Source organism: uncultured Thermanaerothrix sp., assembly GCF_938028735.1.
Taxonomy (GTDB): Bacteria; Chloroflexota; Anaerolineae; order Anaerolineales; family Anaerolineaceae; genus Thermanaerothrix.
This window is the reverse complement of the sequence record NZ_CALIMF010000012.1, coordinates 184,378-206,708: the sequence shown is the minus strand read 5'-3', so window position 1 is coordinate 206,708 and position 22,331 is coordinate 184,378. Positions and strand designations below refer to the sequence as shown.

At 53.8% G+C, this 22,331-nt stretch carries 23 protein-coding genes and 1 other RNA gene; 14 read left to right on the top strand and 10 right to left on the bottom strand.

The window, feature by feature from the left end:
- Window positions 1-157: 157 nt before the first annotated feature.
- The 6 genes from Q0721_RS07420 (at window position 158) to queG (ending at window position 7,021) form a co-directional block, all read left to right on the top strand.
- The gene (locus Q0721_RS07420) at window positions 158-1,513 is read left to right on the top strand and encodes an MFS transporter (RefSeq protein WP_299027653.1); all 1,356 of its coding nucleotides are present in this window, start codon (window positions 158-160) and stop codon (window positions 1,511-1,513) included.
- Between the two features lie 15 nt (window positions 1,514-1,528).
- Entirely contained in the window at window positions 1,529-1,888 is a 360-nt protein-coding gene (locus Q0721_RS07415) for a hypothetical protein (protein WP_299027650.1), read from the top strand.
- Between the two features lie 113 nt (window positions 1,889-2,001).
- The gene (locus Q0721_RS07410; RefSeq protein WP_299027647.1) at window positions 2,002-3,888 is read left to right on the top strand and encodes a hypothetical protein; all 1,887 of its coding nucleotides are present in this window, start codon (window positions 2,002-2,004) and stop codon (window positions 3,886-3,888) included.
- Complete coding sequence (locus tag Q0721_RS07405) at window positions 3,885-5,003, top strand: peptidoglycan DD-metalloendopeptidase family protein (RefSeq protein WP_299027644.1); 1,119 nt, start codon at window positions 3,885-3,887, stop codon at window positions 5,001-5,003. Before Q0721_RS07410 ends, Q0721_RS07405 begins: the two co-directional genes overlap by 4 nt.
- 130 nt (window positions 5,004-5,133) lie before the next feature.
- Window positions 5,134-5,841, top strand: a complete 708-nt coding sequence (locus tag Q0721_RS07400) for an NBR1-Ig-like domain-containing protein (protein ID WP_299027641.1) — start codon at window positions 5,134-5,136, stop codon at window positions 5,839-5,841.
- Window positions 5,842-5,860: 19 nt separating this feature from the next.
- Complete coding sequence (gene queG / locus Q0721_RS07395; protein ID WP_299027638.1) at window positions 5,861-7,021, top strand: tRNA epoxyqueuosine(34) reductase QueG; 1,161 nt, start codon at window positions 5,861-5,863, stop codon at window positions 7,019-7,021.
- A gap of 6 nt (window positions 7,022-7,027) precedes the next feature.
- Here the strand turns inward: queG and Q0721_RS07390 are convergent, their stop codons facing one another.
- The 3 genes from Q0721_RS07390 to ssrS form a co-directional block, all read right to left on the bottom strand.
- The gene (locus Q0721_RS07390) at window positions 7,028-8,245 is read right to left on the bottom strand and encodes an AI-2E family transporter (protein WP_299027635.1); all 1,218 of its coding nucleotides are present in this window, start codon (window positions 8,243-8,245) and stop codon (window positions 7,028-7,030) included.
- A 60-nt stretch (window positions 8,246-8,305) separates the two neighbouring features.
- Window positions 8,306-8,938, bottom strand: coding sequence for an FHA domain-containing protein (locus Q0721_RS07385; protein ID WP_299027632.1), 633 nt, complete (start codon window positions 8,936-8,938; stop codon window positions 8,306-8,308).
- A gap of 94 nt (window positions 8,939-9,032) precedes the next feature.
- A non-coding RNA gene (gene ssrS, locus Q0721_RS07380) (6S RNA) lies at window positions 9,033-9,212 on the bottom strand.
- A 162-nt stretch (window positions 9,213-9,374) separates the two neighbouring features.
- On the opposite strand from ssrS, the gene thpR reads away from it, so the two are divergent.
- The 8 genes from thpR (at window position 9,375) to Q0721_RS07340 (ending at window position 15,607) form a co-directional block, all read left to right on the top strand.
- Complete coding sequence (gene thpR / locus Q0721_RS07375) at window positions 9,375-9,983, top strand: RNA 2',3'-cyclic phosphodiesterase (protein ID WP_299027630.1); 609 nt, start codon at window positions 9,375-9,377, stop codon at window positions 9,981-9,983.
- A 76-nt stretch (window positions 9,984-10,059) separates the two neighbouring features.
- Window positions 10,060-10,404, top strand: coding sequence for a ribosome silencing factor (rsfS, locus tag Q0721_RS07370; protein ID WP_366519201.1), 345 nt, complete (start codon window positions 10,060-10,062; stop codon window positions 10,402-10,404).
- A 60-nt stretch (window positions 10,405-10,464) separates the two neighbouring features.
- A complete protein-coding gene (locus Q0721_RS07365) occupies window positions 10,465-12,156 on the top strand; it encodes a hypothetical protein (RefSeq protein ID WP_299027628.1) in 1,692 nt (563 codons plus the stop codon).
- Window positions 12,157-12,194: 38 nt separating this feature from the next.
- Window positions 12,195-13,277: a tRNA (adenosine(37)-N6)-threonylcarbamoyltransferase complex transferase subunit TsaD gene (gene tsaD, locus Q0721_RS07360; protein WP_299027625.1), complete on the top strand. Its 1,083-nt coding sequence runs from the start codon at window positions 12,195-12,197 to the stop codon at window positions 13,275-13,277.
- Window positions 13,274-13,894 carry a sigma-70 family RNA polymerase sigma factor gene (locus Q0721_RS07355; protein ID WP_299027622.1) on the top strand — a complete coding sequence of 207 codons (621 nt, stop codon included), beginning with the start codon at window positions 13,274-13,276 and terminating at the stop codon, window positions 13,892-13,894. The genes tsaD and Q0721_RS07355 overlap by 4 nt, the downstream gene beginning before the upstream one ends.
- Window positions 13,884-14,138 (top strand): zf-HC2 domain-containing protein, encoded by a 255-nt coding sequence (locus Q0721_RS07350; protein ID WP_299027620.1) that lies wholly within the window; start codon window positions 13,884-13,886, stop codon window positions 14,136-14,138. Before Q0721_RS07355 ends, Q0721_RS07350 begins: the two co-directional genes overlap by 11 nt.
- Before the next feature lie 323 nt (window positions 14,139-14,461).
- Window positions 14,462-15,154 carry a thioredoxin family protein gene (locus Q0721_RS07345; RefSeq protein WP_299027617.1) on the top strand — a complete coding sequence of 231 codons (693 nt, stop codon included), beginning with the start codon at window positions 14,462-14,464 and terminating at the stop codon, window positions 15,152-15,154.
- 24 nt (window positions 15,155-15,178) lie between these two features.
- A complete protein-coding gene (locus Q0721_RS07340) occupies window positions 15,179-15,607 on the top strand; it encodes an OsmC family protein (RefSeq protein ID WP_299027615.1) in 429 nt (142 codons plus the stop codon).
- Window positions 15,608-15,676: 69 nt separating this feature from the next.
- Here the strand turns inward: Q0721_RS07340 and Q0721_RS07335 are convergent, their stop codons facing one another.
- The 7 genes from Q0721_RS07335 to Q0721_RS07305 are packed head-to-tail and all read right to left on the bottom strand — an operon-like array spanning window position 15,677 to window position 22,329.
- Entirely contained in the window at window positions 15,677-16,582 is a 906-nt protein-coding gene (locus Q0721_RS07335; protein WP_299027612.1) for a PfkB family carbohydrate kinase, read from the bottom strand.
- Between the two features lie 20 nt (window positions 16,583-16,602).
- A complete protein-coding gene (locus Q0721_RS07330; RefSeq protein WP_299027609.1) occupies window positions 16,603-17,430 on the bottom strand; it encodes a BtpA/SgcQ family protein in 828 nt (275 codons plus the stop codon).
- Entirely contained in the window at window positions 17,427-18,575 is a 1,149-nt protein-coding gene (locus tag Q0721_RS07325; protein ID WP_299027606.1) for an SIS domain-containing protein, read from the bottom strand. The genes Q0721_RS07330 and Q0721_RS07325 overlap by 4 nt, the downstream gene beginning before the upstream one ends.
- Window positions 18,576-18,601: 26 nt before the next feature.
- Entirely contained in the window at window positions 18,602-19,528 is a 927-nt protein-coding gene (locus tag Q0721_RS07320) for a PfkB family carbohydrate kinase (protein WP_299027603.1), read from the bottom strand.
- A complete protein-coding gene (locus Q0721_RS07315; RefSeq protein ID WP_299027600.1) occupies window positions 19,522-20,451 on the bottom strand; it encodes a carbohydrate kinase family protein in 930 nt (309 codons plus the stop codon). The genes Q0721_RS07320 and Q0721_RS07315 overlap by 7 nt, the downstream gene beginning before the upstream one ends.
- On the bottom strand, window positions 20,448-21,380 hold the full coding sequence (locus tag Q0721_RS07310; protein ID WP_299027597.1) for a nucleoside hydrolase: 933 nt from the start codon (window positions 21,378-21,380) through the stop codon (window positions 20,448-20,450). Before Q0721_RS07310 ends, Q0721_RS07315 begins: the two co-directional genes overlap by 4 nt.
- Window positions 21,361-22,329, bottom strand: a complete 969-nt coding sequence (locus Q0721_RS07305) for a nucleoside hydrolase (RefSeq protein ID WP_299027594.1) — start codon at window positions 22,327-22,329, stop codon at window positions 21,361-21,363. The genes Q0721_RS07310 and Q0721_RS07305 overlap by 20 nt, the downstream gene beginning before the upstream one ends.
- Window positions 22,330-22,331 lie beyond the last annotated feature (2 nt).

Genomic DNA, 22,331 nt, shown 5'->3' with positions numbered 1-22,331 from the left:
AATGTTTCAGACCTTTAATTCTAATCCTATTGCCTCTTACTACGGAGACTCTCACCGGACTTGTAAAAACTTTAATATCTCTTAACCCGGGTTAATCCTGCAGATAATCGTTGCAACGTATAATATCCCTATAATTACCCCTCAAGAGGTGTAGCCTATGGAAAAAGAACAACACCATCGTCGCGCCATTTGGGCCTGGACGATGTACGACTGGGCCAATTCAGCCTTTGCCACCACCATCATGGCCGCTGTCCTGCCCGTGTATTACGCCTCCGTCGCTGCGGCAGACCTTCCTCCTAACGAGGCAACCTCAAATTGGGCTTTCACCACGACAGTTGCCTTGGTGCTGGTAGCGGTTTTGGGCCCTGTCTTGGGGGCTATGGCCGACTTTAGTGGCGCTAAAAAGCGCTTTTTGACCCTCTTTGCGTGGATGGGCATTCTTGGTACTGCTTTACTCTATTTCGTTCAGCGCGGTGACTGGTTGATGGCTTCACTTTTTTATATCCTGGGCAGCATTGGGTTTTCAGGGGCTAATGTCTTTTATGACTCCCTACTTCCTCACGTGGCTACACCGGATGAGATTGACCAGGTCTCCTCGCGCGGTTATGCCATGGGTTATGCGGGAGGCGGCATCCTGCTGGCGGCCAATATGGCCATGATCCTTTTCGGGCCCAAAGTTCTTCCCTCCTTACTCCCCGGCTTGTCCCTCGATGAAGCCACTTTGACCGCTTTGATGACTCGTCTCGCTTTTGTCACGGTGGCAGTTTGGTGGTTCACCTTTACAATTCCTTTGTGGCGTTTTGTCCCTGAACCACCCCGGCGCATTCTTAGCAACGAGACAGGCTTCAATCCGATAAAAGCCAGCTTTTCGCGCTTGGCTAACACCTTCCGTAACATCCGTCAATACCGTGAATTGATGAAGTTCATTGTCGCTTTTTGGCTCTATAACAACGGGATTGGCACCATCATTTACATGGCCACCATCTACGGCACTGAACTGGGCTTTGGTATTGAAACCACGGTTGGCACCTTGCTAATGGTGCAGTTCGTTGCCATTCCTTTTGCCATCCTCTTTGGCTGGTTAGCAAAGAAGATCGGCACCAAACCCGCGATCTTATTGAGCCTGGCCATTTATACTACCATTGCGATTGGAGGGTATTTCCTGCGTACTCCTTTGCACTTTTTCTTGCTGGGTTTTGCAGTGGCCACCGTGCAGGGAGGCAGTCAGGCACTGAGCCGCTCGCTTTTTGGGCGCATGGTGCCAAAGAGCCAATCCGCCGAGTTCTATTCCTTCTTCGGGGTGAGCGAGAAAATCGCTGGGACAGTAGGCCCCCTAGTCTTTGGGATTGTTAGTCGGTTGATGGGAGGAAGCCGTTTCAGTATCATTTCGTTAATTATCTTCTTTGCACTCGGTATGCTCCTGCTCACTCGCGTAAACGAGCACGCAGGCATTCAAGTCGCCGAAGCCGAAGAGCAAATCTTCCTGGCACAGGCTCCTGTTACTGGTTCATAATCCCTAGAGGCCCTTATGCTGCGCTACCACCCATTACAACCCGACCCTAATGCACAGCCCCCTGCCCAAGTGCGCTTCAAATCCGTCAGGGTGGAGCCATGGCCAGATGGGCGAAAAGTGCGCGTCCTAATGGAAATCATTCCCTTCCAGCAGCCCCCCAATATCGAGGTTAGCCTCTCCGATTCTGAAGGTCACGAGATCACTTCGGCCCACATCATCGAGAACGTAGATTATCGTCTGGTCATAACACTGCACCTGCGAAGCGCTATTCCGATATCCGAGTACCACTTGACTGCTCGATTAACCTATCCTGACCTAGGAACCATAGATGAACAGAGCCTGACATTTGTTCTGCCCCCTTCTCAAGAAACCTAAGCCAGCCTTTTCCCTCACTAACCTGGCGCAGATCTTGCACTGATGACCTTACATTATTGCAAGTTACGATGGTGCCAGGCAATGCTACAATTGTGGCAAGGATCGGCCTCCGCATGGCTGAGATGAAACCGCCTTTTCCCTCCTTTCGCCACGGCCTTCTCGGCGCAAGCCTTTTGCTGTGCCTAATCTTAGGGCTAGGTATATTACGCGCCACTTTAGGACCTGCACCGGCATCTGCCAGCGGGAACAACCTCTATTCCCCTGTTTCCTCCTCCTCAACCCCTGAAACAACTGTTTCAACCCTCTCCCCAACCTTAACCCCTTCTCCACCCCTCTCGCTATCCAAGCAGGCTTCCGGGGTAATCGTTCTTGCATTAAGCGATGGTCCCTTCATTCACCTCTTTGCCTACCACCCCTATACTTTACCGCTGACCCGTCTGACAGATAATCCTTGGGACGACATTCATCCTGCACTCAGCCCAGATGGGCAGAAACTGGCCTTTGTGTCACGGCGCAACGGCTTCTGGAACCTTTATGTGCTCTCCCTTTCAGATGGCAAACTTACACAGATGACTGATAGCCCCGAATACAAAGGTCATCCGACCTGGTCACCCGATAATCGATGGTTAGCGTATGAGACTCTCGTAGAAGGGAATCTCGAGATCCTGGTCAAATCGGCCCTTGACCCATCTCAACCCCCTATTCGCCTGACCGAGGATCCAGCCCTGGATTTTTCACCCCAATGGTCTCCCCGCGGGCGAGAGATACTCTTTGTTTCCACCCGCTCAGGCAACGAAGATATCTGGCTGGCGCGCCTTGATTTGGTTGATGGCCGCTTCGTCAACCTTTCGCAAACCCCAAGTTGTGCTGAGCGCGACCCCGCCTGGTCTCCTGATGGGCGGTATGTGGTTTGGAGCGGTTGTAATGAAGGTGAACGTTCCATATGGATATGGGATGGGTTAAACCCTAGCCAGAACCCCCAACGTCTGAGCAGCGGCGAAAGCCCGGTTTGGTCACCGCAAGGAGAGCATATTCTGGGCATATTCTCATCCCCCAACCAATCTTTCTGGGTGGGTTACAATTTCATTGAGCACACGCTTTGGATTCCCCCTCAGCCGCTACCTGGGCAGGTGTACGGCCTTACCTGGGGGTCCCCGAATACTCTAGAGGCCCTGAAGTCCTATTTTCTTCCTGGACCCAGCCAATTCGCCGGTCTTCTACCTGCCTCAACTACCTCAAGTTCGCCCCCTGCGCATCTGGTTCAACTGGAAGACGTAGAAACCCCATACCCCTATCTCCTGGAGGAAGTGGTGCCCGCATTTAACCTCTTACGCCAGGAAACTGCTCGTCAGGTAGGCTGGGATCTAATGGGAAATCTGCAAAGTGCTTTTTTGCCCATTAGCGAACCCAGTGGCGCAGGTCACGTAGATGACTGGCTTTACACTGGACGTGCATTTGCTCTCAATCCATTGTTCCTTCAAGCCAGATGGATGGTGCTTACCCGCGAAGATTATCAGGGAGCAACCTATTGGCGTGTCTGGTTACGCGCCCGTTATCAAGATGGTTCGCAAGGAGTACCACTCACGCTACCCATTTGGAATCTAGAAGCGCGTTTCAATGGTAGCCCCCAAGCCTACGAGCAGGGCGGAAGTATTGAACCCCCTCCTGAGGGGTATTGGGTGGATTTCACCGAACTAGCACAGCGTTGGGGATGGGAACGCCTGCCCGCCCTTTCCAACTGGCGCAGTTACTACCCGGCAGCCCGTTTCAACCAATATGTGTGGCGGAATGGCCTGGAATGGGACGAGGCAATGCGCCAGGTTTACCCTGCAGAAGCCCTCGATCCCCCTACCCCTTTGCCCACCTGGACGGTTACCCCTTCACCAACCCTTACCCCTCGCACATACTCGAGTCCCTCCCCAACCTCTACTGCAACGCCATCTACCTTGGTGTTACCCCGTCCCACCTGGACGCCCCCACCCTACACCCGTGGCCCATGAGAGCAAAGCATTTCCTCTTCTCCCTTGGTCTCTTCCTCTCCCCCCTGATGTCCCTCCTGAGCGGCTGTACCGCGCCGGCGCTGGCAGGCTCGGAGGTCGAAGCCGCCGCGCCTCCAAGCATGGCTGCTACAATACCCCCCACGCCAACCCCCTCTGCCCAACCCGTTTCTATCCCTGCCACCCTGTGGCCCCTGCCTTTAGAGCCCCCGCTGCGCTTTGCTTTACCCACACCTGCTCCACCGCCAGTTTCAATCTGGCGGCCCCCCCTTTACACCCCTCCGTTGGCATTGAACCCATATGATCATTTCCTTTTTTTACGCCCCATCGCAGCCGATGAGGTCAACTGGCCACTGCCTGAATACCGCTACGGCGACTATTTTACCGGCACCGACATTGTTCACACCGGAATAGATATTGATGCCCCCCAAGGCACCCCCGTCCTTGCGGCAGGGAGCGGTAAGGTGGTTTGGTCGGGGTATGGTCTTTATGCGGGCCGAAATCACCTTGATGATCCCTATGGCTTGGCCGTAGTAATCCTGCACGATTTTGGCTACCAGGGACGTAAGCTATACACCGTCTATGCTCACATGGACCAGATTACGGTCACGACTGGTCAGAAAGTTGCCCCTGGGGATGTTCTGGGATACGTGGGAAGCACCGGTTTTACCACCGGCCCTCACCTCCATTTTGAAGTGCGCATTGAACAAAACTCGTTCTTTGTCACCCGCAACCCAGAACTCTGGCTGGTACCGCCCCAGGGTTGGGGAGTCCTAGCCGGAAGCGTGTTAAAGAACACAGGCCAGCCAATCGAACGCTTAAACATAAATGTCCAGTCTCTTGAGTCTGGGCAGGTATGGCAGGTACGTACTTATGCGCCGCACAGTGTGAATAGTGACGATTACTACCGCGAGAATATGGTGCTAAGCGATTTGCCCGCGGGGAAATACCGGGTATCCTTCGACTACAAAGGCACACGCTATCGTCTGGAGACCGAGATCATTGCCGGAATGGTACGATATTTTACCTTTCGAGAAGGTCAGGGATTCTCAATCGACCCACCCGCCCCGTCTCTTCCCACGTCATTCCCCACGAATGCACCAATCCTCTCCCGTTAGATATTGCACCATCACACCCAAACCACCAGCCCTTGACAATTCGGGCTTCCGGTTACAAAATAGGGCAGCGTATCCCTGTTCTGGGATCAATTTTCTTGGTTTATGAAAGATTGGAGGAATTAAAAAGACTATGTCCCCTCGAAAAATTCTGGCCTTAAGCCTGTTGAGCCTGATGTTGGTGATTCTCTCAGCGTGTGCTTCTTCGGCATCACGCACCCCCACTCCCGACCCGGCCCAAATCTACACCGAAGTTGCTCAAACTGTGCAAGCAGGGTTGACCCAAACCGCCGCAGCCATGCCAACCGCAACCCCTACCATCACCCCGCCCCCCACCGCAACGGCCACACCTACGCTGGAAGTGACCCCACCTGCCATCTCTGAGACCACCACGCCGGCTGCCAGCCCTACCCGTCCAGGCGCCAATCTCCCCGATCGCGCTGAATGGGTAAGCCAATCGCCAGCAGATGGCACTGTTTTTCTACCCGGCCAGGAATTTACAATGACCTGGACGATTCGCAACATCGGAGATACAACCTGGACTACGGCTTACCAATTGCGCTTTTACCTGGCCAATCAGGCCCTTCGTCTGGGAGCCTCAGATATAAAATTTCCCAAAGAAGTTAAAAAGGGCGAGACGGTGGATTTGAGTCTCAGCATGAAGGCCCCCACCACGCCCGGGGACTACACCAGCGTGTGGGTGCTAACCAATGCGAATGGGCAGAATTTCTACACGGTCTATGTCACCATCAAAGTCACCGGGGCAACCGCAACAGTAACGGCCACACATACCATCGCTCCAACCATTACCAACACACCCGAACCTACAGCCACCCCCTGAAGATGGGCTTAAACCAGGTATGATGGGCCCCTTACCCAACTCAGATCGCCTGATTGAAGCACTGCGTTTCAAGGCCGAGCAACTCGGCCTTGAACTTTTTGGCATCACGACCCTAGATACTCCCCCTCACCTACCCACTTACGAGGCCTGGATTGCTCAGGGGCGTCACGCCGGGATGGCTTACATGGCCTCTGAGCGCAATCGTTTCTTACGCACCCACCCGCAAGCCATCTTACCCGAAGCCCGTGCTCTAGTGGTGGTAGGCATGCGTTACCCTGCGCCACAGGCCTTACCTCCCCCCGCTTCCCGTCTGGTAGGACGCATTGCTTCCTATGCTTGGGGCAAAGATTATCACCTAATCCTTCCCGTCCTGTTACAAGAACTGCTAAAGGTAGTGGAAGAATTCTTTGGACATCCCATTCCATCACGCCTGTACAGCGATACCGGACCAGTGCTCGAACGCGATTTTGCCCAACAAGCGGGCCTGGGATGGATCGGTAAAAACACCTGTCTGATCCACCCGCGCAAAGGGTCTTACTTCCTTTTGGGTGAGGCGTTTATAGGAGTCTCTCTCCCCTCTACCCCTGCCTTTTCCACCGACTATTGTGGCACTTGTCGACGCTGTATTGAAGCCTGCCCAACCCAGTGTATTCTCCCCGACCGTACTATTGATGCAGGGCAATGCATCTCTTACCTTACCATCGAGAACAAGGGGGCAATTCCCCGCGCCCTGCGTCCCCACATGGGCAATTGGGTGTTCGGGTGTGACATCTGTCAGATGGTCTGTCCATGGAACCTGCGCTTTGCCAGGGCCGAGGGTAGCACAGCCTTTACAATGCGCCCTGAAATTGCCTTTCCTGATCTGACGCACGAACTACAACTTACCCCTAAGGCGTTCAAGGAGCGTTATGGTGATACTCCTGTGATGCGCGCACGGCGGCGGGGATTTTTACGCAACCTGGCTGTTGCTTTGGGGAACGCTGCCGATCCATCTACCGTCCCCACACTTGCACAGGTTTTACGGGAAGAACCCGAACCCCTGATACGCAGTCACGCAGCCTGGGCATTAGGACGAATTCAAACCCATGCTGCTCGATTGGCGTTAGAGAAAGCCTACAAGAATGAACCAACACCCGAAGTACAAATGGAAATAAATGCCGCTCTGGAGCAGATTCCCTAAGTTCCTTCAGGTGCGTTGCAACCTTTGTATCAACCGCTTCCACATCTGCTGTAAGGATTCTCGGATACGCGATAAAAAACTTAGCGGCTGCCGGCGAGGGGGTGGCAACACTTCCAGCCCCTCCCAGGGGTCCAGATCGAACAACTTACGCAGGGCGTATGTGAGTAACAACTTAAGTGAGGCCAGCACCGGTGCGGCCAGAACCACTCCGATGATGCCGAACAAATTGGCCGAAATGATGGCTGCTACCATTACAGCCGCCGGATGAACCCGCAACGCCTCCCCCATCAGACGCGGAACCACTAAGTTATCCATAATAACATCCGTCACCCAGGCAACCCCAACCACGAGGAGCGCGTAGGAGACGGGCAGCAATCCAAAGAGGGTTGAACCCTGTAAGAACGCCACTAGCCCATAAGTGACCCACGCGACGGCCGGGCCTACATAGGGGATAAACCGTGCCAATCCTGCCAAGAGTGCCAGACCAAAATAAAACTTCAATCCCAGCAAACCTAAAATGAGCACATAAACGACAACGGTTAACGTGAAAATGACCAGTTGTCCGCGTAGAAAAGCATTCCAGATGCGTCCCAGCTCCGTATTCAACCGCCGCAGGTCTTCGGCATACCCCGGAATTTCAAGATTTATCAGATGCTGCCGTGCTTGCTCAGCATCCGCCAGAATAAAGTAAGCAACCAGTAAGGCAAAAAAGGTCCAACCAATCGCGGTAGCTGCCCCTGCTGCCAGCGCGCCTACCAGGTTACCCAAACGGGTCAAAACCGGTTGGATAATGCCCAACACCTGATTGGCAAAATCCCCCACCGCCATTGTACTTAAATCAAAATTGAAGGGACCGATCTCAAAGGGACGCTCAGTGAGACTCTCTAAAGTCTGGGGAAGTGCCCGTACTTGGACCTGCAAAAAGTTAATCAGGCTCTGAACCTGATCAACAATCGCTAATCCTCCCAAAGTTAATAACCCCAGCAGCAAAACCAGGATGAGCACAAACAGTAGTGTGCTGGCCAACCGCCAGGGCATGTGCAAACGCTGATTTAAGAAGCGCACAACCGGATAAAGCAAATAGGCGATCAGGAAGGCCATCAACAATGGGCCAATGACCTGACGAAAACGCATTAACAGACCCGCCAGGGTCGCTACCAGCGTTAAGGCCACTACGAGTTTAGTGGTGCTACTCCAGCGTGGTGAAGAAGAAGGTGAAAGCATAGATGACACTGATGTTTGCGTCTCTGATCGCCCGTAGAGATAAAATTTTGGGAGGAACTCTTATGGACACGCGCCGGGAAAGAAAAAGTTTGTTATTCCTGGCAGAAGCACACAATATAAATTTAAGGCATCAATGATGAACAGTGCAATTGCCCCACACACCACCATCAGCCCACCCAAAATGATGATTATCCAGACCCAAGTTGGCAAACGCCGCCGCACGGTTTGGGGCTCGGACAGCGAGTCTGAAATCTCTACCAGCGTTGGTGATATTTCCTCACCTAGAGCGGAGAGAGAGGGGGGTATTTCGGTAGAAACTGGCTTTCTCTCAGGAGATTTATCCTCACCCTCAGTGGATCGAAATACCGCCACCGTCTCATCAACCCCTGTCTGGGTCACTTCAAAAACTAGGCTGGTGTGTTCCCCAAGTTCAATGACATCCCCATGGCTCAGCGGTTTGAGGGTAGAGATCATCTCCCCATTCACCAGAGTGCCATTAGTTGATCCCATGTCTTCAATCGCGTATGTCCCTCCGCGCTGAAGAAAGCGCGCATGACGACGAGAAACCTCGGGATCGGCAATAACGATGTCATTTGAAGGGTCACGCCCCAACCAAACCTCCTGCTTTTCCAGGAAAAATCGCTCACCAGGAGTTGGCCCAGAACGCATATAGAGTTGGAAGGAAGTACTCATGCGCTACCTCGCCAGCGTTCGATCGTTAGTGGATAAATTCAGTTTAGCAAGGGCAAGACCCCCTGTCAAATGGATTGGGGCAAACAATGGATTAAAAGACCCCGCCGTGCCGTGTGCTGCGTAGTTTTGAACCTGCTCTCGCAGGATTTGGGTCCCTCCACCTTGGATCCGCCTTGGCCGTAGCCTATCGCGTTTCGCAAGGATGAGTCGGAACCCTCGTGATAGGTGTTGGCTCAAAACCGGTCGTGCGGCATCACGTGCACAGCAGGGTAATTTTTTTATACCACAATTTTTTTCAAACGGGTAGATTCGTGAGGCATTTCTGTCAAGGAAAGAATTCGCCTATACTGCTAATCGTCTATTTCTCAGATTGACGGAATATTTCAGCCCGAGTATACTGGCCTCAAATTCAATCTAAAGTATCTTTGTTCAAAAAATGAAGCGAGTGCGTGCTTTCATTGCCATTGAATTTTCCACAGATCTCCAGCAACGATTAGATGCCTTGGTTCAAAGTCTCCGCGCCGCAGGTTTAGGTGGCATCCGATGGGTTCCACCCGAAAATATCCACCTCACTCTCAGGTTTCTGGGAGAAATCCAACCCGAAACCCTACAGGGCTTTATCACCTATTTGCCCAGCCTGGCTCAGGCCTTTTCGCCTTTCACCTTGCACCTTCAAGGCCTAGGCGTGTTTCCGGGTCTGCGACACCCTCGCGTCCTGTGGGTGGGAGTCAAAGCCCCTGAGTCCCTTTTCAACCTGCAGCACGAGGTGGAAAACCTAGCTCACCAACTGGGAATTCCCCCAGAAGATCGCCCTTTCACCCCTCATATTACCCTGGGCCGCATGCGCCCAGACTTCGGTTCACAAGATCAAATCGTCCTTGAAACTCAATTGCGGAACTTAGCCCAAAGATTCAACGCTTCACTATATGTGGAAGAAGTATGTCTCTTCCGTTCAGATCTACTCCCAGATGGTGCTCGTTATACCCTATTACTGAGAACCCCCCTACTTGGTGCTAGAAAAAGAGAAAATGGGCTTTCCACATGAGCGGCCCACTTAAAGAATATGCTAGAATTTAAGCACCACCCATCGCCATCATCAATCTTTTACTGCGAGGTGAACTCTGAACGCTCTTGAAATCGCTCGCCGCATCGTTGACACATTGGAAGAGAAAAAAGGGGAGAACATCTTGCTCCTTGATATTCACGAACTAGCCAATTTTGCCGATTACTTTGTCCTCTGCTCTGGAACCAGTGAGCGTATGCTGAATGCGCTGGCTGATGCAGTCTGCGAAAGTGCCAAGCAACAGTTCAGCCTGAGCGCACGCCTGGAAGGCTTGGCCAGTGCCGGATGGGTTGTTGTTGACTTGGGTGATGTAGTCGTTCATCTCTTTTCTCCTGAACGGCGCAGTTATTACCGTTTGGAAGATCTGTGGAGCCAGGCTAAGGTGCTGGTACGGCTTCAATAAACGACCCTTAGAGTCACTACAATTCCTAACGCGAAGGCCCACGTAACAAGGAGGGGAAAGATGACATCAGGGAGCGCCAAACCTTGGGTGAGTTTGTTGCTTGGGATCTGGTTATGGTTGCTACTTGCTTGCGTTCCAGACATGCCTAAACCCGCATCCACACCAACTGCCGGCCAACCCGTTGTGGGAACCCTAATCCGTTTCCGCGGAGAGTTCTTTTCCACTGCGGGCGAATGTGGCTATTGCCATACCGCTCTTAAGTCAGCCAGCGGTGGTGTTTATTCAATTCAGGATGACTGGCGCAGTACACTGATGGCCAATGCCGGACGCGACCCGTATTACCTCGCTCATGTGGCCGAGGAAATAGATCTTCATCCCCAGCATCGTGCCACAATTGAGGCTAAATGTGCCACTTGCCATATCGGAATGGCTTCTTTTTCAGCCAACTTCACCCACCAAGAGGTTGCCATCGTGGGGGAGGAAGGATTGCTCAACCCCCAGAATGCGCTCTATCCACTCGCGCTGGATGGGGTTTCTTGCACACTCTGTCACCAGATTCAACCAAATCGACTAGACAAACCCGAGAGCCATAGTGGAGGATTTACCATAGACTCCACCACACCCACTGGGAATCGAGTCGTATTCGGGCGCTTTGAAGTCGAACCAGCCATGACCACCGTCATGCAAAGCGCCTCCGGATTCGTTCCCCAAACCAGCGCTCATGTCACCCAATCAGAACTTTGTGCAGTCTGCCACAACTTGTTTACCCCTTATGTGGAAGATGACGGCTCCCTTAGCACCACCCTCTTTCCAGAACAGACTCCCTATACTGAGTGGCTTGTTTCTGCTTATCAAGGCACTCAATCTTGCCAGGATTGCCATATGCCGACAGCAGGTGAGGCTGTCCCGATTGCCAATACGGGAAGTCCTGCACGCGATCCTTACCACCAGCACTATTTCGTGGGAGGTAACCAGTGGATGCTACAATTACTCAAAACCCACACGGAGTCTCTCAAGGTCTCAGCAGAAGCCTCTCAGTTTGACCAAACTCTTTCCCGAACCCTTGACCAGTTGCAAACGAAAACGGCTCGCATTCAACTCAGCGCCGAGACGAAAGGGGAAGTTTTAGATATTAGCGTACGGATCGAAACCCTGACGGGTCACAAATTCCCCACCAGTTTTCCTTCTCGGCGGGCTTGGGTGCATCTAATAGTACGTGATGCCAGTGAAGAGGTGCTTTTCGAATCCGGGGCCTGGCGCCCGGATGGGAGCATTATCGGCAACGACAACGATGAGGATGAAACACGTTACGAACCCCACTACCAGGTAATCACCCGGCCAGATCAGGTACAGATTTACGAGCCAATCATTGGTGATCCCAATGGTCAGGTCACCACCACCCTTCTGCGCGCCCAACGCTATCTCAAGGACAATCGTCTACTGCCTGTCGGCTTCAATAAAAACACTGCACCCCAGGAAATCGCTGTTCACGGAGAGGCCATGCAGGATCCGGACTTCACCGCAGGCGGTGACACCATCCACTATCGAATACCCCTCGACACCACGCCCGCCTATCCCCTCACAGTTGAGGCTTCCCTGTATTATCAGTCAATTGGCTTCCGCTGGATGCAAAAGTTTACCTCATCTAACACGCCACAAGCCAGAACTTTCACCACCCTTGCTCAAAGCATTCCCAATGAGCCTGTTCGCATTACCAACGAGCAAGTACAGGTGCTGCTGCCATCTCGCTAAGTCTCCATGGAGGCCTAAAACCATGGTATAAAAAAGGCATGCATAAAAACAGCTCGGTGCCAGAAACATCTCGAATTCGCATCTTGGGCATTGAAACTTCCTGTGATGAAACGGCTGCCGCCGTAGTTGAAAACGGGCGATACCCGCTTTCTAATGTAGTGGCTTCACAGGTAGCCGTCCACGCTCAATATGGCGGGGTATTTCCCGAAGTAGCCTCTCGCCAACATATTCGCACTATCTACGCTGTGGTTAACGAAGCCTTGGAACAGGCCCATCTTAGTCTAGAGGAAATTGATGCCATCGCCGTAACGCGCGGGCCGGGACTTCCTGGCTCGCTGGTTGTTGGCCTGAACATGGCAAAGGGCCTAGCATTGGCCTCACGCAAGCCGCTCATCGGCATTAATCATTTAGAAGGTCATATTTACTCTGCCTGGTTAGTGTCCCAGGGACAAAACAACCCTTCCCCTCCTCAGTTTCCCCTGCTGGCCTTACTAGTCTCAGGAGGGCACACTGAGCTTATCCTCATGACCGATCATCGGGCTTACCAGCGGCTCGGCGCTACCTTGGATGACGCGGCGGGTGAGGCCTTTGATAAAGTTGGGCGCTTGCTCGGCCTCGCTTACCCTGGAGGACCAGCCATTCAAGAGGCGGCTCGCAATGGCAACGAAACAGCATTTCATTTTCCCCGCGCCCGTTTGGAGGGTACGTGGGATTTCTCCTTCAGTGGGCTGAAAACCGCGGTATTGCGTACGGTTCAGGATCTCCAGAAAAGTGGGCGAGGGCTACCGCTGGCCGACCTTGCAGCCAGTTTCCAGGCCGCAGTAGTGGAAACACTGGTAAGCAAGACATTGCAGGCAGCACGAACCTTTCATGCGCGTGAAATTTTAGTGGCTGGGGGTGTTTCGGCCAACCTGGCCTTGCGACGCGCCTTTTTGGAACAACGGGAATTCCTGGTTCACTTCCCCCCACCCTCTTTTTGCACTGATAACGCTGCCATGATTGCTGCCGCAGGCTATTTCCATTACCTCTCTGGGCACCGAGACGGGTTGGAGATGGATGTTCTACCCACTTGGCCACTTCTAGCATCTGAAACCTTATCCGCTACTTCTGCATCTAAATGAATGAATCGGTTTCATCCCCCACCTTCTCCTTAGAGGCTCTGCGCAACGGAGACCGCAAGGAATTTGCACGCCTGGTGGATGCTTTCTCAACACCTATTTACCGCTTAGCCCTCAGGATTTTGGGGGACCCACAAGACGCGGAGGATGTATTGCAAGAAACTTTTATCCGGGCCCTCTCGGCCTTACCTACATTTGAAGGGCGTTCCAGTCTTTCAACCTGGCTATATCGCATCGCCGTTAATGAAGCCCTGATGATGCTACGCCGTCGTAAACCCGAAACCCTACTTAACGAAAACGACGGCGGGGATGAAGAAAACAGCGACAACGAAAGCAACTATCTGGTGGACTGGTGCTGCCTCCCCGAGGAGGAATTGCTCTCGGAAGAGGCACGACAATTTCTGGATCAAGCCATCGCACAATTACCGGAGAATTTGCGTCTGGTGTTCTGGCTCAGAGATGTGGAAGGGTTATCCATTAAAGAGACCGCCGAGGCACTAGGACTGAGCGAGACCAATGTGAAGACCCGACTCTTGCGAGCGCGCTTGCGACTGCGCGAACTGCTCTCCGAGTATTATTATGAACGCATGGGAATGAGGCCCGAGGAAGATGCCCCCTAAAAAATGTCAAGCCTTGCTTTCGCAACTCTCTGAATATGTGGATGGAAGCCTGGATCCTCGGCTATGTAAGGTGCTTGAGCGTCATCTGAAGACATGCAAAAATTGTCGGGTGGTGCTTAATACCATGCGCAAGACAATTGATCTTTACCGCACCGTCGGCGAATCTGAAGAGATGCCTAGCGAGGTGCGTGAACGGCTCTTTCATCGTCTCAATCTCAGCGAGTATCTGAGAAAACGCCCTTAGGCCTGTCACTTTTTTCGCCCCCGCGCATCTAAAGCAAAGATGGAGACCGCAAAATCTTTTCCTTCTCAAACAGAGTCCTCGGAGGAGGGGTTGAAGTTTCATCTCGTCCGGGATGAGAAGGGGGCTATACCCCCTAAAGCGGCTCAACCGGGTCAGCCCTGCCCCCGATGCCACCAAGGGATTATGGATTATGACGGTTTGCTCAACTTGGTGTGCCCAATCTGCCATTACGTAGAAGGGGGTGGCTGCACCTGATAGGCTGATTTTTGGGCCCCGGCGGGGTATCTTAATTATAATTTTCTAAACTTTCGGAGGTGCTATCCATGGCTTTACTTGATGAAAACATTCGTGCCCAGTTACATGAGGTGTTCAATGATCTCAAGAACCCGGTCAAGATCGTTTTCTTTGGAGATGATGCTGAGAGCTGCGAATACTGCGAGGATACTCGCCAGTTATTGAGTGAAGTAGCCGAACTCGCTCCCGACAAAATTCATTTAGAAACCTACGATTTCAGGGCCAACCCTGAATTGGCTAGGACGTATCGGATCGAGAGAGTGCCGGGGTTTGTCATTTTGGGCGTCAGTGGAAATGGAATCCTGGACTACGGCGTGCGTTATGCCGGCATACCCGCAGGGCACGAATTTACCTCACTTATCAATGACATTCTCAATGTTTCGCGACAGGATTCAGGTCTCAAACCTGAAACTCGTCAGGAACTCACTAAATTGCATGACCCGGTGTCCATCCAGGTCTTTGTAACACCTTCCTGCCCATACTGCCCACGCGCCGTCATCCTGGCCCATCAAATGGCTATCCAGAGCCCGCTTATTGAGGCTGAGATGGTGGAAGCCCTGGAGTTTCCCCAATTGGCAGATAAATACGGGGTCTCTGGTGTGCCCCACACTGTCATTCACGTGCAAAAACCGAACGGCAAAAACGGATTCGAAGAAGTAGTTGGGGCGGTACCTGAGAAAAATCTTCTCGAGGCCATCCTGGCCGCAGTCAACTCAGCCTAACAAATCCACGTGGGAGGTTTCTTTATGGCACTGGATGCTAAAGTTGTCTGGAAGAACGGATTGGCTTTCACCGGCTCGGCCAATTCGGGTTTTACAGTTGATCTGGACAGCGACATTGCCGTTGGAGGGAGCAATTCGGGGCTGCGGCCGATGGAATTGGTTGCAATTGGCATTGCGGGCTGCACTGCTATGGATGTAATCTCCATCTTAGAGAAAAAGCGCCAGGAGGTAACGGCTTTTGAGGTTAAGGTGACGGCCCAGCGCGCTCCTGAACATCCTAAGCGTTTCACCGATGTTGAAATTGAATATGTTGTGACCGGGCGTAATCTCGACCCGGCAGCAGTTGAACGGGCTGTCGAACTCTCCGAAAATAAATATTGCTCGGCCATTGCTACCATGCGCGGGTGCGTCAATTTCACCCGTAAGATCACACTGCACGAAGCCCAAGCCTGAGGAAGTTCCCTTGAAGAATGGCGGGCTTAGAATATCCACGAGATTGGGTTTCTGAGCCCGCCGTATTATTTATTCAAGGGCTCCAAATTGCCGCAGACGTTCGAACGCCCGTGGACGGGCCGCCTCCCAATCGTACAGAGCGCCAAACTGCTCCAGGGCAATCGAGGCCGAAACGGCTCCCAAGTAACCCGCCCAACGCAAGTCGCATCGTCGCACCCACCCGACCAGGAACCCCCCACAGTAAGCATTACCCGCCCCGGTAACGTCCACAATCCGAGGTGGGGAAATGGCCGGAATTGTAATAGGGGCTTCTCCTTGCTTCCCCACCAGGCTGCCCTGCGCACCCATCCGAAGCGCCACCATTTTTGCCCCCATTTCAAGTAGAGCATTCATCACCTCTTGCGCCGTCTGTTGACCGGTCAGCATTCGTCCCTCGCTTAAATTGGGCGAGACAACATCCACCCACTTCAAGTAGTCAGCAAATTGTTCTCGATTCTGGGCTATACAAAAGGTATCCCACGGCTCCCAGAGAAGGGTGGAAACCCCCCGCGCCCGCAGAAAGGTCGCCCAGCGGGGCACCTCCCAAGGGGCACAATGCAGATGAACACCTTGCACATCCTGAAATGCAGCTGGCCAGTCCTCAGGAGCAGGCACACTGCGTTCTAACCACTGAGTATCAACTCGAAAGACTTCATGACGCGTGCCATCCGCTTCAAACACTTGCCAGGCTCGTAACACAGGATATGGCCGATGCAACAGACCTTGAGGCTCAAAAGCGCGTCTTAAGCGGGCCTCTAGGTCAGGCGGAAAACCGTGGCCTAATGCTACCAGTAAACCAACCCGGTCCTCCCACAGGCGCATCCCCATTGCCGCATGGGTCGCACCACCTCCAAGAACGCCCATCCGAGTTGTGCCATCGGGCAGAACAATATCATCTAGAATAACAACGCCGATGGAGAGAAACACCGCTCTCATGCTCCTCAGGCCCTTAGGGGTCAAACCGATTGTGAAGCACCCCGAACCGCCTCCATAAACACCTGGATACGGTCAGATGCCCATTCATCTAAAAGAGCTTCCCGAGTCCAGCCCTGGCGGGACTTAAAAGCACTGCTTACAATCACGCCGTCCGCCACCTGTAGCGCCTGCGCCACGTTGCTAGCATTAGCACCACCTCCCAGAAACAAGGGCACGCCCAAGCCAGCCGCCCGCACTTGGCCCAGCATCTCCAGAGACTCTGTAAACGACAAACCGGTCAGCACCAGCCCATCCGCACGCCCAAAAACGGACGCCTGACGTGCCTCCTCAACCAACGGCAGACGCGCTAAAGGTTCCCCAGTGCGATCATATACATCCGCCAGAATTGCAATGTGTTCTGCTCCTAACTGAGCACGGTACTGAATGGCTTCATAAGCGCACCCCTGAAGAATCCCCTCGGCTTTAACCATCGCACCCACATAGACCTTCAGGCGCACAAACTGAGCCTCAATGGCTTGTGCAATAGCTAACGGCTCCCGTGCCCCATGACTCATCAGACAAACGCCCAAAATCAGGTCAGGAAAAGCCCGCCGCAGAGCAGTACCCACGACAGACAGAGAGGCAACAGTATGGGGCTGGACATGGGGTGCAACCGGAGTGTCGGCCACATCCTGGATATAGAGTGCTGGGATACCTGCTCTAACGGCGCGCTCAGCGTTGCGCAACGCATAATCGACAATCCGGCTTATGGATTGGGCGGCAGGGTGGCGCGAGGCGGGATGAGGAGGTAAATGCAATGCCGCGATTATACGCGGTGCACCAAATTCCAGAGTCCGAGGGTCACTCATAGCCGCCATGTCTCCCACGTCTCACTGGTACGTATGCGGCTGATCCCTCCTCCGCCTTCGATGCTCCGCCCGCCACCAAAGCCCCGGAAAAAGGGTTCACCGATCACATCCGCCCGGTAAGCAGCGAACAGTTCCCCTGGAATTGCCGCTACCACTGGAGAAAGTACCTCCGGCACTTCGGCAATCGGGAAATGGCGATGAGCTAGTTCTCTCAAGGCACTGGCCTGATCAGGTGCAATTGCCACCACGCGCCGACCAATGGTCTTTGCCGCCGTGGCGGCTTCTACAGTACGTGAGTATTCACGTCCTCCTGCGGTGATGAAAAAAGTGGGCGTCTCTATCGCCCGGGCAAAGTACTGCAAGTGCCCCCATTCTTCGGTATCCTGTCCCACAGCCGAATCGCCGGATGCCTCGAGGATCTTGGCGGCTGAGAAAAGCGCTGTTCCGTAATTGGGCCCGCCTCCAACAAAGACGAACTCACTGGCATCCTTCCAGGCTTCTGCTAGTTCCCGCGCTTGAGGCTCGGCGCGTTCCAAGGTCCAAGCCGCAGCTTCGCTCAAACCACGAATGCGCGCACGCCAGGCATCGGCTTCCGCCAGTGTCAGGCGTCCACGCACTTCTCCCAACCGCACAGCACTCAGCAACAAGGCCAGTTGGTTAACCAAAAACGAGCGCACTCCTGGAGTTGCAGTGCCCGGCGGCTCATCAAAAGGTGGAGCCGCAGCCAGGAACGTACGCTCGGCTTCCTGAGTCACTCGACTGCCCGCCGTAGCAGTGAGAGCGATGGTCACGGCACCCGACTGCCGTCCCATCGCCAGAGCCTCAGCCGTTCGCGCCACTGCACCGGACACAGAGATCCCAATGACAAGATTGGTCAACGGCCCGGTGGGCGGCATAAACCCGGCGGCGTAGCGTGCATATTGCAAGGCCGTCATCGGCTCAGTAGGGACACCAGCCAACGCCTCAAAAGCAAATTCTGAATTGAGTGCCACATGATGCGAATCCCCACATCCAACCAAAAAAAGGCGCTTGACCGCAAGACATAATTCATGATCCCACACTTTGCGCACGGTCTCATCTAGAACTGGAAAGACCTCCCCGACTAAAGCGGGCAAACTCTTAATCTGAGCCAACATTGTGTTCATGAGAACCTCCACGAAAGGGATTAATCTTACCTGAGCGGCAAGGTCATTACTCGAGTTCGTAACTGCTTCAATCGCTCCTCAGCCATCTGACAAGCCGTTGCGATCGGAAGTCGCGGCATGCCCACCTGAGTCATTAAAAACGAGGCAGAGACCGCCCCCCGTAGGCCAGCCTCAACCAGATCCCCGGTCTTCACCCAACCCACTAAAAAACCCCCACAGAATGCATTGCCAGCTCCAACAGGATCTACCACCTCTACTTCGACCGGAGGAATGTGAACCAATTCATTATGTCCCCGCTGGGCAAGCAGAGCTCCGTGCTCACCCAACCGCAATGCTACCACCGTAGTCCCCGCTTCCAATAGTTGACGCACAAGGATCGGCGGGGACGCCGGCCCGAGCAGGGAGATAGCTTCTTCCAGATTCGGCGAAAAAATTGTTGCCTGTGAGACAAGATGCCTGAGCACTTCGGGGGTTGGTAGGTGTTCAGCGGGTTTGAAAGGCTCCAAGCTGACAACACCTCCAAGCACGTGCAGACTCTGCACAAACTCATCCCCTCCTTCCAGCGGGTGAACTCCCAAGTGGAATCCCCGTGCCTGGCGATAAGTAGCGGGCAGCCACTCCATACGGCGTCCCAGATGGGTGGCCAGGGCCTCCGACGAAACGCGCCAGATCTGCGTGCGACGCCCATCGGTCTCTAACACTTGCCAAGCCCGCAAGGAAGGCTGCTCAGCCCGCCTGACACCTTGCAAGTCAATGCCCCAAGACTCTAACCACTGCCACCAAACCGGGGGAAAATCAGGTCCGACGCTGGCTACCAGCCCCACCGAATCAGACCACAACCGCATCCCAAATGCCGTCTGTGCCCCCCCTCCACCCAATTCCCCCATGGCAGTGCGTCCATCCGGGAAGACAATATCATCCAGAATAAGGTTGAAAGCCACAAAATCTACCACAAAGCCGCTCCTTGCTCCGAGAGGAATTCCAATACTCTCTCCCGAGTAGGGAATCCTCCTCGTGCCCCCAGATGCTGAACCGAGAGGGCTGCTGCAGCACTGGCAAATCGCACAGCCTGGAAAGGCGACCAGCCCCACAACCAAGCAGCTATATAGGCAGCATGAAAGCAATCTCCCGCGCCGGTCGTGTCTACAACCGGTACCTTGAACGCAGGCGATGAAAATTTCCCATCCCGCGTCAGCACAGTAGCCCCCTCTGCCCCCTGAGTGATCACCACTTGCTCTACCCCAGCTCGAATGAAATTCCAAGCCGTCTCCTCTCCTATGGAAAGATTTTCCATGGATTCTTGGGGGCAAAAAAGTAGACATACTGCCGAGAGGAGGTCGTTTTCATCCTCCAGGGGGCTACCAAAGTTACTCGCCTCCATGTCAAGCACCAATGGAACCCCAATCCGCTTGCAGATACGGGCCACTTCTCTGATCCAATCAGCGGTCCACGGAACGGTATAAACAAGGCGTGCCTTCGCCATGGTATTTATCACTGCGTCCGTTAAAGGGGGCAGACGCCGCTCTGGGCTTACTACGAGAATGGTTCGACGGCCCGAGGGCTCTAGGAGAATGACCGTAAAATCGCTCAAAGTCATCGAAGAGGGTTCCAGACCCACTAATTCAACGCCAAAATCCTCGAAACCGCGTCGCAAAATCTCACCCCCCTCATCATCACCCACATACCCGCTCCAGGCTACTCGCAAGCCCAATCGCGCAGCTGCGCAAGCGGTGTTGGCCACCAATCCCCCTGCAACCCGACCTGCAAAGGTGGCCACCAACTTCTCATCCGGCTGCGGCAGGCGGGGAACGCGCAATATCCAGTCCACGGCTGCGCCACCTAGGCAGAACACATCATAGTCAAATGTCTGAGTCATTGTTTACGCAGCACAGCCAACAAATCCCGCTTCCAACGCGGCACATCAATTGCCCATACGACCCGCAGGTTGGGAGATTGATTGAGCACTCCTCGCTCATCCACAACAGTCATCCCACGTGTCAGGTCACTGGCAACTTCTACCGTTACATAATGCGAGGAGGCGCGGGTGACAACATCTGGATCTAAGGCTACCGTCATCGCCACAGGATCGGGTAAGGGCAAACCAAGTTCATGCAACCACTCGCGATTGGCCCGCAATGCCTGACGATTGCAGTCCAACACAAAATCTGCCTTTGGATTTTTCAAATCCCGAATCTCTGCCATGTCCTCATCATTCAGATTGGCCTCTCCGCGGCATAGTTCCCACCCCACCATTGTTATAGGCAGCCCAGAATGAAAAACTATCTTAGCGGCTTCTGGGTCTACCCAGATGTTATACTCGGCAGCAGGGGTGATGTTTCCCAGAGTCGCAGCGGCTCCGCCCATGATATAGCAATGGGCAACCAGTGATACTATGTCGGGCGCCAGGCGCAGCGCCAGCGCCAGATTGGTCAGGGGACCAAGTGTCACCAACGTTATCTCCCCTGGAAATTGCCGCAGAGTTTCAATTATGGCTAGGACGCCATGAAGCGAGGCAGGATTGCGCTTGGGTTCTGGATAGTTCATTTCACCCATGCCGTCTGTACCATGAAAGAAGTAGGCCCAGACAGGCTCTCGCATGAGAGGACGCGTAGCCCCCTCGTAGACCGGTGTATCTGCGCCACACAATTCAACGGTGTAACGGGCATTGCGACTTCCTAATGGCACTGGCACGTTACCTGCGACAATGCTGATACCTTCGACACGGATATCGGGCCAGCACAAAGCCATCAGTATAGCCACGGCATCATCTGAAGCGGTATCAGTATCAATCCAGAGGCGTCTCATCTTCAACATCCTCCGCCGGTTTGGTCAGCCGGTCATAAATTAAGTCAAGCACTGCCTCAGCATCAACCCCCAGACAAACTTTGACTCGGGGCATACCCTCCCACTGACCATACCAATCCACCACCGTTTGTCCCATGCACCGCCCTTGCGTCTCGACATAAACCGAAAGCTCAGGCGCCTCAAAGCATTCAGGAGCCAGGAGATAGGCTACTGCCGTGGGATCATGGGTATGAGTAGCCCCCTTCATCCCATAGAATTGATCATGAAAGCGCTGATAAAAAGGCGTAATTGCGCGCAGAAAGTCTGTCACCCGATTGCCTGCTTGATACAAACGCTCCCAGTATTCCGGTGTCATGACGACACGGGTGGTCACGTCTAACCCCACCATGGTTACAGGCCAACCAGCCCCAAAGACAATAGCCGCAGCGTGAGGATCATTGTAAATATTGGCTTCGGCCACAGGCGAGATATTGCCTCGCGTCGCTGCAGCCCCTCCCATGATCACCACACGCCGTGCTAGGGTAGCTGCTTCGCGATCCAAGCTCACCGCCAGGGCCAGGTTGGTCAGCGGCCCGAGTGCCAACAGGGTGACCTCACCGGGGAAACGCCTTAATGCCTCAAGAATAAATTGAGCCGCATGGAGGGAAAGGGGTTTTCCTTTAGGAGGCGGGGGAAATGTGTTTCCTAACCCATCCTCACCATGTACGTAAGTGCCCACCTCTCCAAGGGGGACTACCAGCGGGCGATCACACCCCCGTGCCACCGGAATACCATAATGGCCTTCCAATTCAACCAACCGCAAAGCGTTTTGGGTGGTCACTTCGATGGTAGCGTTGCCAAAAACGCTGGTCAGACCTATCACATCTAATTCCGGTGACCGAAGCGCCAACAAGATAGCCATAGCATCGTCAATCCCCGGATCAGTATCAATAATGATCTTTTCAGCCATGG